At 73.1% G+C, this 15,610-nt stretch carries 12 protein-coding genes; 9 read left to right on the forward strand and 3 right to left on the reverse strand.

Annotation, left to right across the window (positions count from 1 at the left end):
• Positions 1-42 precede the first annotated feature (42 nt).
• The 3 genes from AB0B76_RS01720 (at position 43) to AB0B76_RS01730 (ending at position 6,386) form a co-directional block, all read left to right on the forward strand.
• Positions 43-4,344, forward strand: a complete 4,302-nt coding sequence (locus AB0B76_RS01720) for a hypothetical protein (RefSeq protein ID WP_360367622.1) — start codon at positions 43-45, stop codon at positions 4,342-4,344.
• A gap of 170 nt (positions 4,345-4,514) precedes the next feature.
• Complete coding sequence (locus tag AB0B76_RS01725) at positions 4,515-5,729, forward strand: DEAD/DEAH box helicase (protein WP_360368694.1); 1,215 nt, start codon at positions 4,515-4,517, stop codon at positions 5,727-5,729.
• 51 nt (positions 5,730-5,780) lie between these two features.
• Positions 5,781-6,386, forward strand: coding sequence for a putative glycolipid-binding domain-containing protein (locus AB0B76_RS01730; RefSeq protein ID WP_360367625.1), 606 nt, complete (start codon positions 5,781-5,783; stop codon positions 6,384-6,386).
• Between the two features lie 5 nt (positions 6,387-6,391).
• Here the strand turns inward: AB0B76_RS01730 and AB0B76_RS01735 are convergent, their stop codons facing one another.
• Positions 6,392-6,838 carry an Lrp/AsnC family transcriptional regulator gene (locus AB0B76_RS01735; RefSeq protein ID WP_360367628.1) on the reverse strand — a complete coding sequence of 149 codons (447 nt, stop codon included), beginning with the start codon at positions 6,836-6,838 and terminating at the stop codon, positions 6,392-6,394.
• 185 nt (positions 6,839-7,023) lie between these two features.
• Between AB0B76_RS01735 and AB0B76_RS01740 the strand changes: the two genes are divergently transcribed.
• On the forward strand, positions 7,024-7,251 hold the full coding sequence (locus AB0B76_RS01740) for a BldC family transcriptional regulator (protein WP_360367631.1): 228 nt from the start codon (positions 7,024-7,026) through the stop codon (positions 7,249-7,251).
• Here AB0B76_RS01740 and AB0B76_RS01745 read toward each other — a convergent pair.
• Entirely contained in the window at positions 7,214-7,846 is a 633-nt protein-coding gene (locus AB0B76_RS01745) for a UbiX family flavin prenyltransferase (RefSeq protein WP_360367634.1), read from the reverse strand. The two genes, AB0B76_RS01740 and AB0B76_RS01745, sit on opposite strands and share 38 nt — an antisense overlap.
• Before the next feature lie 86 nt (positions 7,847-7,932).
• Between AB0B76_RS01745 and AB0B76_RS01750 the strand changes: the two genes are divergently transcribed.
• From AB0B76_RS01750 to AB0B76_RS01770, 5 genes are read left to right on the forward strand one after another with little or no spacing between them, the layout of a single operon-like run.
• Positions 7,933-9,435, forward strand: coding sequence for a menaquinone biosynthesis decarboxylase (locus AB0B76_RS01750; protein ID WP_360367637.1), 1,503 nt, complete (start codon positions 7,933-7,935; stop codon positions 9,433-9,435).
• On the forward strand, positions 9,432-10,343 hold the full coding sequence (mqnP, locus tag AB0B76_RS01755; RefSeq protein ID WP_360367640.1) for a menaquinone biosynthesis prenyltransferase MqnP: 912 nt from the start codon (positions 9,432-9,434) through the stop codon (positions 10,341-10,343). Before AB0B76_RS01750 ends, mqnP begins: the two co-directional genes overlap by 4 nt.
• Positions 10,344-10,369: 26 nt before the next feature.
• Positions 10,370-11,872: a glycosyltransferase family 39 protein gene (locus AB0B76_RS01760; RefSeq protein ID WP_360367643.1), complete on the forward strand. Its 1,503-nt coding sequence runs from the start codon at positions 10,370-10,372 to the stop codon at positions 11,870-11,872.
• A gap of 16 nt (positions 11,873-11,888) precedes the next feature.
• A complete protein-coding gene (locus AB0B76_RS01765; RefSeq protein ID WP_360367646.1) occupies positions 11,889-12,371 on the forward strand; it encodes a PH domain-containing protein in 483 nt (160 codons plus the stop codon).
• Entirely contained in the window at positions 12,355-13,563 is a 1,209-nt protein-coding gene (locus AB0B76_RS01770) for a mannosyltransferase family protein (RefSeq protein WP_360367649.1), read from the forward strand. The genes AB0B76_RS01765 and AB0B76_RS01770 overlap by 17 nt, the downstream gene beginning before the upstream one ends.
• A gap of 14 nt (positions 13,564-13,577) precedes the next feature.
• On the opposite strand, the gene AB0B76_RS01775 is transcribed toward AB0B76_RS01770, so the two are convergent.
• On the reverse strand, positions 13,578-15,566 hold the full coding sequence (locus AB0B76_RS01775; RefSeq protein ID WP_360367652.1) for a SpoIIE family protein phosphatase: 1,989 nt from the start codon (positions 15,564-15,566) through the stop codon (positions 13,578-13,580).
• Positions 15,567-15,610 lie beyond the last annotated feature (44 nt).

Below are 15,610 nucleotides of genomic sequence, written 5' to 3' on the forward strand. Positions count from 1 at the left end.
CGCAATGATGCCCGTCGAGGGCACCGGTTCATGGAGGCAGCAATGGACGATCGGGAGACGCGGGACGGCACACGCGGCGAGGCGGCGCGCAGCGACCCCTCGTTCGGCTACCCGGCCCCGGCGAGCGGCATCCCCCAGGATGGCCGCCCGACCCCGGAGGACGGCGCCGACCTGCCGCCGCTGCCACCACCGCCCCCGGTCGGCGCGGAGCTGCCACCGGAGCCGGCCGACGAGGAGCTGCCCGACCGGGCGTACGAGCCTCCTCCGACCCCGACGGACGGCGCCCTGTGGCCGGGCGCGAACCCGTTCGACGCCGGCGGCCAGGACGACGACGACCCGGAGCTGGCCGCGATGATGGCGGCGTTCGGCGACACGTCGGACGCGGCGCCGGCGCCTTCACCGGTGGCCTCGGTCTCGGCCCCTACTTCGGCTCCTCCTACTTCGGCTCCTCCTGCCTCGGCTCCTCCGGCTTCGGCTCCTCCGGCTTCGGCTTCGTCGCCGTCCTGGGAGGCCTTCGCCCCCGCGCCGGAGTCGGCGTACGAGCTGCCGAACCTGAACCCGTCCCCCGACATCTACGGCCCCCCGCCGACCGACCCGCCCCCGCCCCCGCCGGCCCCTCCGGAGCCCCGCGCGGCGGACGAGCCCTCGGACGGCCTGGCCCCCCCGTTCGCCCCGACTCCCCTGGAGGGCTTCGCCCCGGCCGCGGACGAGCCTGAGCCGGAGTCGTCGATGACCCCGGTGGTGGGCCGGGCGACGGTGGCGGGGATCACGGCCCCGGCGGACTTCGAAGAGGTACGCCACGAGGCCGGCACCTACCGGGCCACGACGTACTCGACCTCGGGCACCGACCTGCCCGCCCCGGAGTCCCCGTCGCTCGACGACCAGGCACCGCCGGCCTCCTACGAGCCCGCCCCGCCTTCGAGTGACCTCGGCTCCTACCAGCCGCCGTCCTATTCGAGCGATCCCGGGTCGTACCAGCCCCCGTCGTTCGGCCAGCCGTCCGACGCGGATCAGCCGTCCTACGACCCCGCCCCGTCCGCGGGCAACTATCAGCCCCCGTCGTTCGGCGCCTACGGCGCGTCGTCGGACGCACCCCCGGCCCCCGCGGAACCGGCCGTCGGCGACGAGCCCCCACCGCTGCCGAACCGCCTGCGCACCCCCCGGTCCCAGGTGGAGTCCTCCTGGGACGCCTTCGCCCGCCCGTGGAAGGCCCCGGAGCCGACTTCGGCACCGCCGGCCGACCCCGAGCTCCCGGCCCCGGCCGCGTACCCGCTGCCGACCAACGAGGCCCCGGCACCGTACGGAAGCGCCCCGGCGTACGACCCGCTGAGTGAGCCGGCCCCGTCCTACAACCCGCCGGCCGAACCCGCACACGGGTACAGCCGGCCGGGCGACCCGGCCCCGTCCTACGACCCGGCCTCGTCCTACGACCCGTCCGGCGAGCCAGCACCGGCCTACGGCCAGGCCACGTCGTACGCCCCGGCCGGCTCCAACGACAAGGCCGACGAGCCCGCCCCGTCGTACGACCCGCTCAGCGACCCGGCGCCGTCCTACAGCCCGTCGAGCGACCCCGCCCCGTCGTACAGCCCGCCCAGCGAGCCCGCACCCGCATACGGCCAGGCGGCCGACCCCGCACCGTCGTACGACCCGCTGAACGACCCCGCACCCGCGTACGGCCAGGCGGCCGACCCCGCACCGTCCTACAACCCGCCCAGCGACCCGGTGCCGTCCTACGGCCCGCTCGGCGACCCCGCACCGTCGTACGGCCCGCCCAGCGAGCCCGCTCCCGCGTACGGCCAAGCCGGCGAGTACGCACCCTCCCACGGTGCCGCCGGCCAGCCGTTCGGCCAGGTGAGCGAGCCGCCCGCGCCCGCCGTCCACCCGTTCGCGGTGCAGCGGCCCCAGATTCCCGTGGTGCCCGAGCCGGCCGCCGCGTCGGCCGAGGTCCCGGCGGTCGTCGACGTGCCCTTCCCGGGTGCCGCCGACGTGCCGGCCCCAGTAGGCGACGCGGAGTCCGCGTTCGCCGGCGCCCGGGCCAGCGCTTCCGTCCCAGGCCTGCACACGGTCAGCGCCGAAGAGGCGGCCCAGGCGGCCCGGGGGGCGACACCCACCGTGTACCGCGGCGGCGCCGTCAACACCCAAGCAGCAAGCGACGCGCTCTCAGAGGACGAGCCCCACGAGCCGCACGAGCCGATCCCGGGCCCGACGCCGTCGCCGTTCCCGAGCCCGGAGCCGGTGCCGCAACCCGAGCCCACGCCGTTCCCGCCCGCGCCGACGCCGGAGCCGATCCCGACGCCGTACCCGCCGGCGCCCGAGCCCAGCCCGATCCCGCAGCCCGAGCCCACGCCGCAGCCGGGCCCCGCGCCGGGCCCGTTCCCGCAGCCGCCGTTCCCCGGCCCGTCGCCGTTCCGGCCCGGCCCGTTCCAGTCCCCGGACGCGCCCGCCGCCCCCGGCAGCTTCGGCACGCCCGGAAACTTCGGCACGCCCGGCCTACCGACGCCCCCGGAACCACCGGGACCGCCGACCTTCAGCCCGCCCCCGCTCCCCGAGCCGCCCGGACCGTCCAGCTTCAGCCCGCCGCCGCTCCCCGAGCCGCCCGGACCGTCCAGCTTCAGCCCGCCGCCGCTCCCCGAGCCGCCCGGACCGTCCAGCTTCAGCCCGCCGCCGCTCCCGGAGGCCCCGTCCTACGGCGTCCCCGACTCGCAGCCCGGCCCGTCATTCGGCCCCGGCGCACCGTCCTACGGCGTCCCGGACTCCCAGCCCGGCCCCTCGTTCGGCCCCGGCGCGCCGTCCTCCGGCGGCCCCGCCTACGGGCTCCCGGACGCGCAGCCGGCCTCGTCGTTCGGCCCGGGCTCGGGCGGCGGCTCCCCGTACGGCCTTCCGGACAACAACCCCGCACCGCCCTTCGGCGCCGACCGCACCCCGCCCCCGGTCTCCAGCTCGCCGTTCCTCGCGGCCGAGGAGCCCCCTCCGCTCCCGACGGAGGACGACAACCGGCCGGCCGACGGACCGAGGCCGCCCGCGTACACGACGCCGTCCGCGGAGCACCCGTGGGGCCACAACCCGTCGGGTGAGCAGCCGCCGCCGGAGCAGCAGCAGCCTTGGAACCGGCCCGGGTACGTCGCGCCGCTGCCCGGCCAGCAGAGCTGGGGCCCGCCGCCCAACACGCCGCCGCAAGGACACCCGCAGCAGCAGCAGTGGCAGGGACAACAGCCGCCGCCGCAGCCGGGACAGCCGGGCTGGCAGCCGCCCCACCCGCAGCAGCAGGGCTGGCAGGGACAGCAGCCGCCGCCCGTCCAGGGCTGGCAGCAGCAGGGCTGGCAGGGACAGCAGCCGCCGCCGCAGCCGGGGCAGCCGGGGCAGCCGGGCTGGCGACCGCCGCAGCCCCAGCCGCCCCAGCCGCCGCAGTGGCAGGGACAACAGCCGCCGCAGCCGGGCTGGAACGCGCCCCAGTCGGGGCCACCCGCCCAGCAGCAAGGGTGGAACGCGCCCCAGTCGGGGCCACCCGCCCAGCAGCCGGGTTGGAACGCGCCCCAGTCGGCCCCGCCCGCCCAGCAGCAAGGGTGGAACGCGCCCCAGTCGGGGCCACCCGCCCAGCAGCCCGGATGGAACCCGCCCCAGTCCGGGCCGCCCGCGCAGGGATGGAACCCGCCACCGGCGCAGCCGGGATGGCAGCCGCCCCCGGGGCAGCCGCAGCAGTACGGCCAGCCTCAGTACGGGCAGCCGCCCCAGTACGGGCAGCAACCGCAGTACGGGCAGCAGCCGCCCGCGTGGGGGGCCCCGCCCCCGGTGCCGGGCGCTCCTGGAACGGAGAGCGACGAGCATGAGGTACAACAGCAGAACTGGCCCGTCAGCGGGGGCTATCCGCCGCCGGCCAACCGCGGCCCCGGCAACGTGTACCCGTCCGGCGGCGCGCCGTCGCAGCACGGCCCGGAGCACGGCCAGCCCCCAGCCATCCCCCCGCCCGACGAGGAGGGCGAATTAGCCGAGGAAGCCGAGGCCGAGAAGGCCGACGCGGCCGACAGCTACGGGAAGTGGGCCCGCACCGAGCGAGCCCCCGCCGGCACTGTGTACGGCGGGAAGGGCGGCGCCACGCCGACGCCCCTCCCGGCCGACGGCGGGGACAGTCCGCTCGAGAGCTCCGGGTCACTCACCGGGCACATCCTGAGCCAGGGCACCGAAGAGTCGGATGACGAAGAGGCGCCCCGCAAGTCCGGCAATCGCCGGGTGTTCGTCATCATCGCGGTGATGGTGGTGGTACTGCTGGTAGGCGGCTACCTCACCGTCACACTGGCGCACAATTTCATCGACGAGATTTTCGGCGGCGTCAAAGCGCCCAAGTGAGGCGCGACACGGCGGCTGGGATCGTTCGGTGGGGATCGGATAGTCTTAACCGTTCTCCAACGGAAGGTCCCAGCTCCTTGCTGCTCGCTGACCCCAGCTCGTATCCATCCCTCTTCGAACGGCCCACCGAGCAAGCACCCGGATTTGCGGGCCTCGGGCTTCCCACCAAACTGGTGCGGGCGCTGGCCGCTGAGGGCATCACCGAACCGTTCCCGATCCAGTCGGCGACCGTCCCTGACGTGCTCGCCGGCCGCGACGTGCTCGGCCGCGGCCGTACCGGCTCCGGCAAGACGCTCGCGTTCGGCCTGCCGATGCTCGTCCGGCTCGCCGCCTCCGGCCGTTCCCGGCCCCATGCACCCAAGGCTCTCGTCCTGGTGCCCACCCGCGAGCTCGCGATGCAGGTCAACGACGCGCTGACCCCGCTGGGCAAGGTGCTCGGGCTCTTCTGCAAGACCGCCGTCGGCGGAGTGCCGTACGACCGCCAGATCTGGTCCTTGGAGCGCGGCGTCGACGTGCTGGTGGCGACGCCGGGCCGGCTCGGCGACCTGATCAAGCGGGGCGCCTGCCGCCTGGACTCGGTCGAGATCACCGTGCTCGACGAGGCCGACCAGATGGCCGACATGGGCTTCCTGCCCGAGGTCACCGAGATCCTCAGCCAGACGCCGGCGGGCGGGCAGCGGCTGCTGTTCTCCGCGACGCTGGACAAGGACGTCGACGCGCTCGTGGCGAAGTTCCTGACCGACCCGGTCACGCACTCGATCGAGCCCGCGATGGCCTCGGTGGGGTCGATGGACCACCACGTGCTGCTGGTGCCGCCGAACGACAAGATGGCCATCGCCGCATCCATCGCCGCGCGCAAGGGCCGCACGATCCTGTTCGTGAAGACCCAGCTGGCCGTGGACGAGCTGGTGGACCAGTTCGCGCGCGTCGGCGTGCGGGCCGGGGCACTGCACGGCGGCAAGACGCAGCGGGTGCGCACCCGCACGCTCGCCGAGTTCCGTGAGGGCTCGGTCGACGTGCTGGTCGCGACCGACGTGGCCGCGCGCGGGATCCACATCGACGATGTTTCGTTGGTGGTACACGTGGATCTTCCGCGAGACCAGAAGGACTATCTGCACCGGGCGGGCCGCACGGCTCGGGCCGGGGCCGCGGGCACGGTCGTGTCGCTGGTGCTGCCGCGGCAGCGACGGCGGGCGGCGGCGCTGCTGGCCAAGGCCGGCGTCACCCCCAACGAGCTGCGCGTCCGCGCGGGCGACCCGGCGCTGGCCGAGGTCACCGGCGCGCGTCAGCCCAGCGGGGTGCCGGTGCGCATCGCCAAGAGCTCGAACCAGGGCGCTCCCGGGCGCCGTCCGACGAACGACCGGCGCCCTCCCCGCTTCCGGTAGCGCTCGGTAACGAGGTCTACACAAACGCTCGCGGTCGAGTACGGTCCGGGGATGACCGTGCTACCGCGGGCGTTCGCCTGGCAGCGGACCGACACCGTCGGCGGCGAGTTCGTCACCCTGGACGACCGGCGTGGCCTGCACGCCAAGGGGGTTGCGTTCGCGGCCGAGCTGGCGCTGTACACCTGCCGCTATGAGCTGCACACGGACGAGTCGTGGGCGAGCACCCGGCTCGAGGTCACCGTCGAGGGCGCCGGCTGGCTCCGCACCCTGCGCATGGAGCGGGCCGCCGGGCGTTGGCGGGTCACCACCAGCGAACAGGGCAACCTGGAGCGACTCCTGCCGACGGCGCCGTTCTCGGGCATCGAGGACCCGGACCGGCTGCACGCGGTGCTCGACGTCGACCTGCACAAGTCGCCGCTGACCAGGTCGCTGCCCCTGCGCCGCCTCGGGCTGCACCGGGCCGAGCCGGGCACCACGGCCGACATCGAGGCGGCGTGGGTCCTGCTGCCGAGCCTGGCCGTGCTGCCCTATGCGGAGAGCTACGAGGTGCTGGCGCGGGGCCGGATACGGTACCGCTCGGAGAACTTCACCGCCGAGCTCGACCTCACCGACGACGGTTACGTGGCGGAATATGCGGGGCTGGCGACCCTGGCATGAAGCGCTCAGGCGACCGGCCGGATCCGCCCCTCCCATTTCGTGGAAAGGGCGATCGTGGTGCGTGTGCGGGCCACACCCTTGACGCGGTTCAGGTCCACGATGAGCCGTTCCAGATCGCCGATCGTTTTCACCCGCGCCTTGCACAGAAACGATTCCTCACCCGCCATGAAGTAGCACGACTCGATCTCCTGATGGTCGCGCAGCGCATCGAGGACGGCGTCGGTGTCACCGCTGCTGTCCTGCACGATGCCGATCACGGCGGTCAGCGGCAGGCCCAGCGTCTCGGGCTCGACCTCGGCCCGGTAAGCGCGGATGACGCCGGAGGATTCAAGCTTGCCGACGCGTTCGTGCACGGCCGGGGCGGAGAGGCCGACCTTCCGGGCGAGCTCCGCATATGGAAGGCGGGCGTTGTCGCGGAGGAGGTCGAGGAGTTGGCGGTCGATCGCATCCATCGCGACAAGCCTAACGGTCCGGGTTTTAACACAGCTAATTACCCAGAAGTGCGTTTTCCTCGTTTCCCGGACACGGCACGTGAGCGGTGCTGTAATGGGCGTACATCCCAGGATGACTCGCGCTTTCAGCTTCGCAGCATGGGGGTGCGCGAGCATGGCGAGCCACCCAGGGTAAAGGAGGGGCCGTGGAGACGGGAGATCGTCTGCTGACGCCCGGTGAGGTCGCTGCCTTGTTTCGCGTCGATCCGAAGACGGTGACGCGTTGGGCCGCGGCCGGCCGGATCAGCAGCATCCGAACCCCGGGTGGACACCGGCGGTTCCGGGAATCCGAGGTGAGGGCGTTGCTCGAAGGGGACGACGCTCCGGATGACACCTCTAACGGGAATGGCCGAGCTCACCCGACCAACGAGTGAACAGGCTGTGCGATACGGCGGCGGCGTCGAGAACCTTGCCGGCGACGAAATCGACCAGTTGAGCGGCCGTGGCCGCGGCGCCGGCGGCATAGAAGCCGGGGCTCGCGGGCAGGACCACCGCACCCGCGTCGTGTAGTGCGATGAGGTGCTCCAGGTGACTACGGGTCACCGGGGTCTCGCGTGGCACAACCACGACCGGGCGGCGCTCCTTGAGGTTCACCTCAGCGGAGCGCTGAAGGAGGTCCTTGGAAAGTCCGATGGCGATCCCGGCGCAGGCGGCGGTGCTCGCCGGCACCACCAGCATGCCCTTCGCGGGGTACGACCCACTGCTCGGCCCGGCGGCCAGGTCGCCGGCCGGCCAGTAGGCGACGTCGGCGCCGTCGAGCGTCCGGCCGAGCCAGGCGGCGAGATCGTCCTTCCAGTGCGCGTCCCGGAAGGACACACCGGTCTCGTCGAGGATCGTGAGCCGCGCGGCGCGTGACACGACGAGGTCGACGGCCTCGCCGGCGTCGAACAACGCCCGGATCACGGCCGCCGCGTAGGGCGTGCCCGATGCCCCGGACACTCCGACGACCCATGGCCTGCGCTGATCCACGCGACAACTCTGCCACGGCGGGCGCAAACGGCCGTGGCGGGAGGGGTGCCGACGAAAATGTCGTACCCGGTTGCGAGGATGCAGGCATGGCTCGCGGATTTCCCTATGCAGACCTCAACGAGTTTCTGGCCGCCCTGCAGAAGGCGGGAGAGCTGCACCGGGTCGCGGCGCCGGTCGACCCGCACCTGGAGATCAGCGAGATCGTCACCCGCACCGTGCGCGCCGGCGGCCCCGCGCTGCTCTTCGACAAGCCGACCCGCGGCGACATGCCGGTCGCCATCAACCTGTTCGGCACCGAGCGGCGGATGGCCATGGCGCTCGGGGTCGAGCACCTCGACGAGGTCGGCGCGCGCATCGGCGAGCTGGTCAAGCCCGAGCTGCCGGTCGGCTGGGCCGGCATCCGCGACGGCATCGGCAAGCTCATGCAGCTCAAGTCGGTGCCGCCCCGGCACGTGAAGTCCGCCCCCTGCCAGGAGGTCGTCTACAAGGACGACCAGGTCGACCTCAACAAGCTGCCCGGCCTGCAGGTGTGGCCCGACGACGGCGGGATCTACCACAACTTCGGCCTGACCCACACGCGTCACCCGGAGACGGGCAAGCGCAACCTGGGTCTGTACCGGCTTCAGCAGCACAGCCACAACACGATCGGCATGCACTGGCAGATCCACAAGGACTCCACGGCCCATCACGCGGTCGCGGAGCGGCTCGGGCAGCGGCTGCCGGTGGCGATCGCGATCGGGGCCGACCCCGTGGTCGCCTACACGGCGAGCGCGCCGCTGCCGTCCGACATCGACGAATACCTGTTCGCGGGCTTCCTGCGCGGCGAGCGGGTCGAGATGGTCGACTGCCTCACGGTGCCCCTGCAGGTGCCGGCCAACGCCCAGATCGTGCTGGAGGGCTATCTCGAGCCCGGCGAGCGGCTGCCCGAGGGCCCGTTCGGCGACCATACCGGCTTCTACACCCCGGTCGAGGACTTCCCGGTCCTGCACGTGCAGTGCATGACGACCCGCAAGCAGCCGATCTACCACTCGATCATCACGTCGAAGCCGCCGCAGGAGGACCACGGCCTGGGCAAGGCGACCGAGCGCATCTTCCTGCCGCTGCTCAAGCTGCTGATCCCGGACATCGTGGACTACGACCTGCCGGCCGCCGGGGTGTTCCACAACTGCGTGATCGTCTCCATCCGCAAGCGGTACCCCAAGCACGCGCAGAAGGTGATGAGCGCCGTCTGGGGCGCCCACCTCCTGTCGCTGGCCAAGCTCATCGTGGTCGTTGACGACGACTGCAACGTGCACGACTACGCCGAGGTGGCCTTCCGCGCGTTCGGCAACGTCGACTACACCCACGACCTGCTGCTCACCCAGGGCCCCGTCGACCACCTCGACCACGCGTCCTACCAGCAGTTCTGGGGCGGCAAGGCGGGGCTGGACGCCACGCGGAAGACGCCGGCCGAGGGCTACCATCGCGGCTGGCCGGAAGAGATGGTCATGTCGCCCGAGGTCGTGGCGCGGGTGGACAAGCGCTGGAGAGAGTATGGGTTCAATGACAACGCCGAAGGCGACAAATGGCCGCGGAAGACTTCCAGATGACGCTGGCTGAGGCACCTCCGAGCCGGGTCAAGGCGTTCCTGCGGCTGGTCGCGATCGAGCACTCGGTGTTCGCGCTGCCGTTCGCCTACCTGGCCGCCCTGACCGTGATGACCACGACCGGCGGCGAGCGCCCGCGGGTCGGCTGGCTCGACCTGCTGCTGGTGACGATCGCCATGGTCGGCGCGCGCACGTTCGCGATGGCCGCCAACCGGATCATCGACCGGCACATCGACGCGCGGAACCCCCGCACGTCCAAGCGCGAGCTGGTGACCGGCGCGGTGAGCGTGCGCACGGCGTGGACCGGCGCCATCGTCGCCATCGTCGTGTTCCTGGGGGCGGCGGCCCTGCTCAACCCGCTCTGCCTCGCCCTGGCGCCGCTGGCCGTGGTGCCCCTGGTCGTGTATCCGTACGGCAAGCGCTTCACCAACTGGCCCCACGCCATCCTGGGCATCGCGCAGCTGGTCGGCCCGGTCGGCGCCTGGCTCGCGGTCACCGGCGACCTGCGCGGCTCGGGCCCGGCCTGGGTGCTCGGCCTCGCGGTCGGGCTCTGGATCGGCGGCTTCGACCTGATCTACGCCTGCCAGGACACCGAGATCGACCGCGAGATCGGCGTGCACTCGGTGCCGGCCCGCTTCGGCGTGCCGTTCGCCCTGCGCCTGTCGACCATCGCCCACATCGTCACGTTCGCCCTGTTCGTCTGGTTCGGCCAGCTGGTCGGGCTCGGGTGGCCGTGGTGGATCGGGCTCGCGGTGACCGCGGTGGCCTTCACCTACGAGCACGCGATCGTGCGGCCGGGCGACCTGTCCCGCGTCAACCGCGCCTTCTTCACGGCCAACGGGTTCGTGGGGATCGCGTTGTTCGTGTTCGCCCTGCTCGACCTCGTGATCCGCGGCGGGCTTCGGCCCTGACCATGAGCGCCTCTACGATGCCGCAGATGGACGCCGACAGCCCCGGAGACCGCCCCGGCCCGACAACGGCCGCCGCGGCCTCACCGGCGGCCACCGATCCGACGGCAACGCCGAACCGCCCCGACGCGGGCGAGGCCATCGCGCCGCAGGCCACGGCGGACCCGACCACGGCGGACCCAATCGCGAAGGGCCAGACCGCGAGAAGTCGGGCCGCTGGGAGCCAGACCGCGAAGGGCCGGACCTCGGCGGACCAGCCGCCCGCACTCGACCGGTCGACGGCCGCGGTGGCCACAGCGGACCGGCCGGCGGCGGCCGAAGCCGACGTCGCGGCGGGCAGCGGCGGGCCGGAGGAGCCCGGCGGTGGCGTGGCGACCGGGCGCGATCGGCCGTGGCGGCGGGCGCTGCTCGTCGGGTTCGGGATCTTCGCGGCCAGCAAGATCGCGCTCGCCGTCGTCACGGCGTTCTCCTGGATCGGGGAGAAGCGGCCCAACGTCACCGCGGCCTACATCGCCGCGCAGTGGGCCTCGCAGTGGGACTCGAAGTGGTTCATCGACATCGCACAGCGCGGGTACTACCCGGAGCCGGACAAGGCGCCTGCCGCGTTCTTCCCGATGTACCCCATGCTGATCCGCGTTCTCACCCCGCTCTGCCTCGGCAAGCCGTGGGTGGCCGCGCTGCTCGTCGCCAACGTCGCGTCGCTCGGCACCCTGGTGGTGCTCTACCGGCTCGCCGAGCGCGAGTTCGACCGGGTCGTGGCCGGCCGCACGGTGTTCTACCTGGTCGCGTTCCCGACCGCGTTCTTCCTGACCGCCGGCTACAACGAGGGCCTGTTCATCGGGCTCATGCTGGCGTCGCTGTACTGCCTGCGCCAGCAGCGCTGGTGGTGGGCCGGCGCGTTCGGCGGGCTCGCGGTGTTCACGCGGTCCGCCGGGATTCTGCTGGCCGCGGCGTTCGTGTGGGAGTACGTGCGGGTCAATCAGTTCAAGCTGCGCAGCAGTGCGCTGGCGGTGCTGCTCATCCCCGTCGGGGTGGGCGGCGTGGCGGTGTTCTCGCTGAACGCGTACGGGGAGCCGTTCGCGTTCCTCAAGGCGCAGCGGTACTGGGGCCGGCACCTGGACTGGCCGTGGATGCCGGTCCTGCGCGGGGTCAGGTCGCTGGTGACCCCGCACGGCCTGCGGTACGGCTTCAGCGACGTCTGGGTGCACAACCTGCTGGAGCTGGCGACCGCGCTGATGTGCATCGCGCTGCTCGTGCTCTGCTTCGTCGGGCCGTGGAAGATGCGCCGCGACCAGTGGGTGTTGCCGCTGGTCGGCGTCGGGCTGACGCTGCTCATGATCAGCTTCCCGTCGTCGCACATGCCCTACCCGCTGTACTCGGCGTCGCGCTTCGGCCTCGAGGTGTTCCCGGCGTTCATGATCCTGGCGCGCATCGGGGCGCGGCCGTGGCTCGATCGGATCGTGGTCGCCCTCTTCTTCATGCTGCAGGCGATTCTGGCCGCTTACTTCGTGCGGGGCGGCTGGGTCGCGTAATCGTAGGGGTGTGCAGATGCGCAGCGGTGCCTTCTCCGACCAGCCCGCCGCCGACGAGCCGGGCGGCCCCGAGCCGACGACCATGCGGTGGCGGGTCTCGCCCGGCTTCACCGCCCTCAAGTGCGCGGTCACCGTGGCCCTCGCCCTCGGCGCCGTGTTCCTCGCCGAGGACCGCCCGGCCCGGACCGCGGCCATCGTCGCGGCCGTCGTCGCCGGGGCGTACGCGCTGCGCGACCTCATCGCCCCGGTACGCCTCGCCGCCGATCCGGACGGCCTGACGGTCGTGTCCGGCTACGCGGGCCACCGGCGCCTGGACTGGCCCGAGATCGAGCGCGTCCGCCTGGAGGCCCGCACGCGCGCGGGCCTGCGCACCGAGTACCTCGAGATCGACACGGGCGACAACCTGCACCTGCTCAGCACGTACGACCTCAACGCCCGCCCGGCCGACGTCGCCGACGCCCTGGCCCGCATCCGAGCCGCCAGTGGAACCCGCGACTGAGCAGCTCCCGGTCGTCCGGCCGGCTCCAGCAAAGACACCGGCGGCCGAGCGGATTCCTCGCACAACACGGCCGTGGCGGCGGGCGGTCCTGGCCGGATGCGCGATCTTCGCCGCCAGCCGCGCCGGCATCGCGGCCGTCTCCGTGCTCGCCTGGATCGGGGACCCCGCCCCGGGCAAGTCGCCCACCCACGTCGCCTGGCTGTGGGCGTCCCAGTGGGACTCGAAGTGGTTCATCGCCATCGCCGAGCACGGCTACCAGCGCACCTCCGACGCCTCCCCCGCCGCCTTCTTCCCGCTGTACCCCCTGCTCATCCGGGTCCTCACGCCGCTGTGCGGGCACCGGGAGTGGGTCGCGGCGCTCCTGGTCGCCAACGCCGCACTCCTGGCCGCGCTCATCCTGCTGTACCGCCTGACCGACCTCGAGCTCGGCCGCGCCGCCGCCGGCCGGGCCGCGTTCTACCTGGTGGCGTTCCCGACGGGCTTCTTCCTGAGCGCCGCCTACAACGAGGGCCTGTTCATCGCGCTCGTGCTCGCCACCGTGTACTGCCTGCGCCGCCGCCTCTGGTGGTCCGCCGGCGCGCTCGGCGCCCTGGCCGCGGCCACCCGATCCGCCGGCATCCTGCTCGCCGCGGCGTTCGTGTTCGAGTACGCCCGCACGCGCCCCAAGCGCTGGTCCGAAATATGCGCATTAATCGTCATCCCGGGCGGTCTCGGCGCGGTGATGCTCGTGAACAAGATCGCGTACGGCGACCCGCTCGCCTTCTCGCACACGCAGGCCACGCACTGGGGCCGCCACCTGACCTGGCCCTGGCAGGCGCCGCTCGACGCCGCACGCAACGCCGGCCCGCCGTTCACGGAGATCTGGGCCCACAACGTCCTCGAGCTCGCGACGGTCGCGGCTCTCGCCGCGCTCCTGCTCCCGTGGCTGCGCCGACCCCGGGACCAGGCGATCTTCCCGCTGCTCGGCCTGGCCCTGCTGACGTTCATGGTGAGCTTTCCCAGCCGGTACACCAGCGATATCCCGTATCCGCTCTACTCCGCGTCCCGGATCGGGCTCGAAATCTTCCCCGCGTTCATGGCGCTGGGCGCGCTGGGGCGACGGCCCTGGCTCGACCGCGGGGTGCTCGTGCTGTTCCTGACCACCCAGGGCGTGCTGGCCGCGCACTTCCTGCACGGCGGCTGGGTGGCCTGAATCAGGTGTGAAGCTCAGGCGTCGTTGCGCACCGCGAAGATCGCGATGTCGTCCCGCGGCGCCTCCGGCGAGTAGGCGAGCGTCCGCGCCCGCAGCCGGGCCACGACGACGTCGGCGGGGAAGCCGGCGAGCTTCGCGGCCTCGTCGCGGAGCCGGTCGACGCCGTACAGGTCGATGCCGCGGCGCCGCTCGGTGACCCCGTCGGTGAAGAAGATCAGCGTGTCGCCGGGATCGAGCAGCACCTGGGTGCGCGGGGTGTTGATGTTGTCGAGCAGGCCCAGGGCGGTGCCGCAGGCGCCGACGAGCTCTGTGCGCCCGTCCGCGCGCAGCAGCACCGGCTGGTCGTGCCCGGCGAGGTGGAGCGTCACGTCGAGCCGGTTGTCCTGGCGGCGCAGGATCTGGGCCAGGCAGAGCGTGCAGAAGCGGCCGCCGCCACGCTCCAGCAGGGTCTCGTTGAGCCGCAGCAGTACCTCGGGCAGCGGCCGCCCGTCGCGGACGAGCACCCGGGTCACGTCGCGGACCAGCCCGGTCACGGTCGCGGCCTGCACGCCCTTGCCGGAGACGTCGCCGACCACGACGAGCCAGCGGCGCCCGGACAGCGGCACGACGTCGTAGAAGTCGCCGCCGACCTCGACGCCCTCGCCCGTGGGCACGTACTCGGCGCCGAACTCGACCCCCTCGGCCCGGGGCAGCTGGGGTGGGAGCAGCGAGCGCTGGAGGGTCTGGGCGACGCGGCGGCGCTCGGCGTGGATGTTTGCGTTGTCGATGGCGAGCGCGGCGCGGCGGGCCACGTCCTCGACGACCGCCACCTCCTCGGCGCGCTGCCAGGTGTCGCGGTTCCCGCCGACCGCCAGCGTGCCCAGGTGCTGGTTGCGGGCGATGAGCGCGACGATGTAGCCCTCCAGCGGGGCCCCCAGGGGTACCACCGCGTCGGTGCCCATCGCCTCCTTCAGCTGCGGCGTGGCCTGCGCGAGGGCGTCGAGGAGGTCGGCGACCTGGGACTCGTCGGCGTGCGTGGCCGCGGCCAGGCGCAGCTCGCCCCCGGCATCGGCGGCGTGGATGGCGCACCACTGCCCCAGCCGCGGTACGACCAGCCGCGGGATCAGCGCCAGCGTGAGCTCGACGTCGAGGGACTGGGCCAGCAGCTCGCTCGTGTCGGCGAGGAACGTCAGCCAGGTCCGCCGCTCGGCGTCGGCGCGGCGCAGCCGGTGGTTCTCGACCAGCAGCGTGAGCCGGTCGGCGGCCAGGGCGATGAGCGGACGCGCGTAGGGGCTGCTCCCGCCCCCGGCCACGACCAGCTCGGCGCGCCACGGGCGGGCCACGCGCAGCGGCACCCGGCGGCCAAAGCCGCCGCCGGCCGACTGGGTCTCGACCGACGTGGCCTGTGTCGCCTGACTGCCGACGGTGCCGCCGAGGCGCCCGTACGCACTCACGGTGTGCGGCCCGTTGCCCTCGTCCACAGTGAGCGCCGCGCCGTGGGCCCCGATCGCCCGGCACAGCCGCTGCAGCAGCTCCTCGGCGAGCTCGTCCAGCGCGGCGCCCTGCCCCGACCAGATCAGCGAGTCGACCGCCGAGGGCAGGTCGAAGGCCGGCACGCCGGGCCGCTGCTCGGGGCTGACGTCGAGGCGGAACCAGACGCCCTTGCCGCCGCTGAAGTGCACGGTGCCCCAGGCCGTGGCCATCTGCTCGACCAGCAGCAGCCCGCGCCCGCGCTCGGGCAGCTCGCCGCCGGTGGTCTCGGGGAAGCTCGGCGCGATGGCGCCGGGCTGGAAGTCGAGCACGGCGACCGTGAGTGACGCGTCACCGGCGGTGATCTCCAGGTCGACCTCGGTGCCGGCGTGCACGACGCTGTTGGTCGTGAGCTCGGTGACGAGCAGGAGGGCCTCGTCGAGCACCGGGCCGAGGTCCCGTTCGTGCACGATCGTCCGGATCGCGTCACGGGCCAGACCGGGAGAGCTATGGTCGGCCGGGAGCCTGATCCGCCGGACGGTCGGGGTTGTCACATATCGCAGTCTCCACTGAACGGTGGTAACAATCCAACCTGAAG

The organism is Dactylosporangium sp. NPDC049140 (assembly GCF_040648435.1).

Excerpts from the sequence above, each read along its gene's own strand:
- AB0B76_RS01720 (WP_360367622.1), top strand. The coding sequence starts at position 43 with ATGGACGATCGGGAGACGCGGGACGGCACACGCGGCGAGGCGGCGCGC.
- AB0B76_RS01730 (WP_360367625.1), top strand. The coding sequence starts at position 5,781 with ATGACCGTGCTACCGCGGGCGTTCGCCTGGCAGCGGACCGACACCGTC.
- AB0B76_RS01735 (WP_360367628.1), bottom strand. The coding sequence starts at position 6,838 with ATGGATGCGATCGACCGCCAACTCCTCGACCTCCTCCGCGACAACGCC.
- AB0B76_RS01750 (WP_360367637.1), top strand. The coding sequence starts at position 7,933 with ATGGCTCGCGGATTTCCCTATGCAGACCTCAACGAGTTTCTGGCCGCC.
- mqnP (WP_360367640.1), top strand. The coding sequence starts at position 9,432 with ATGACGCTGGCTGAGGCACCTCCGAGCCGGGTCAAGGCGTTCCTGCGG.
- AB0B76_RS01760 (WP_360367643.1), top strand. The coding sequence starts at position 10,370 with ATGGACGCCGACAGCCCCGGAGACCGCCCCGGCCCGACAACGGCCGCC.
- AB0B76_RS01765 (WP_360367646.1), top strand. The coding sequence starts at position 11,889 with ATGCGCAGCGGTGCCTTCTCCGACCAGCCCGCCGCCGACGAGCCGGGC.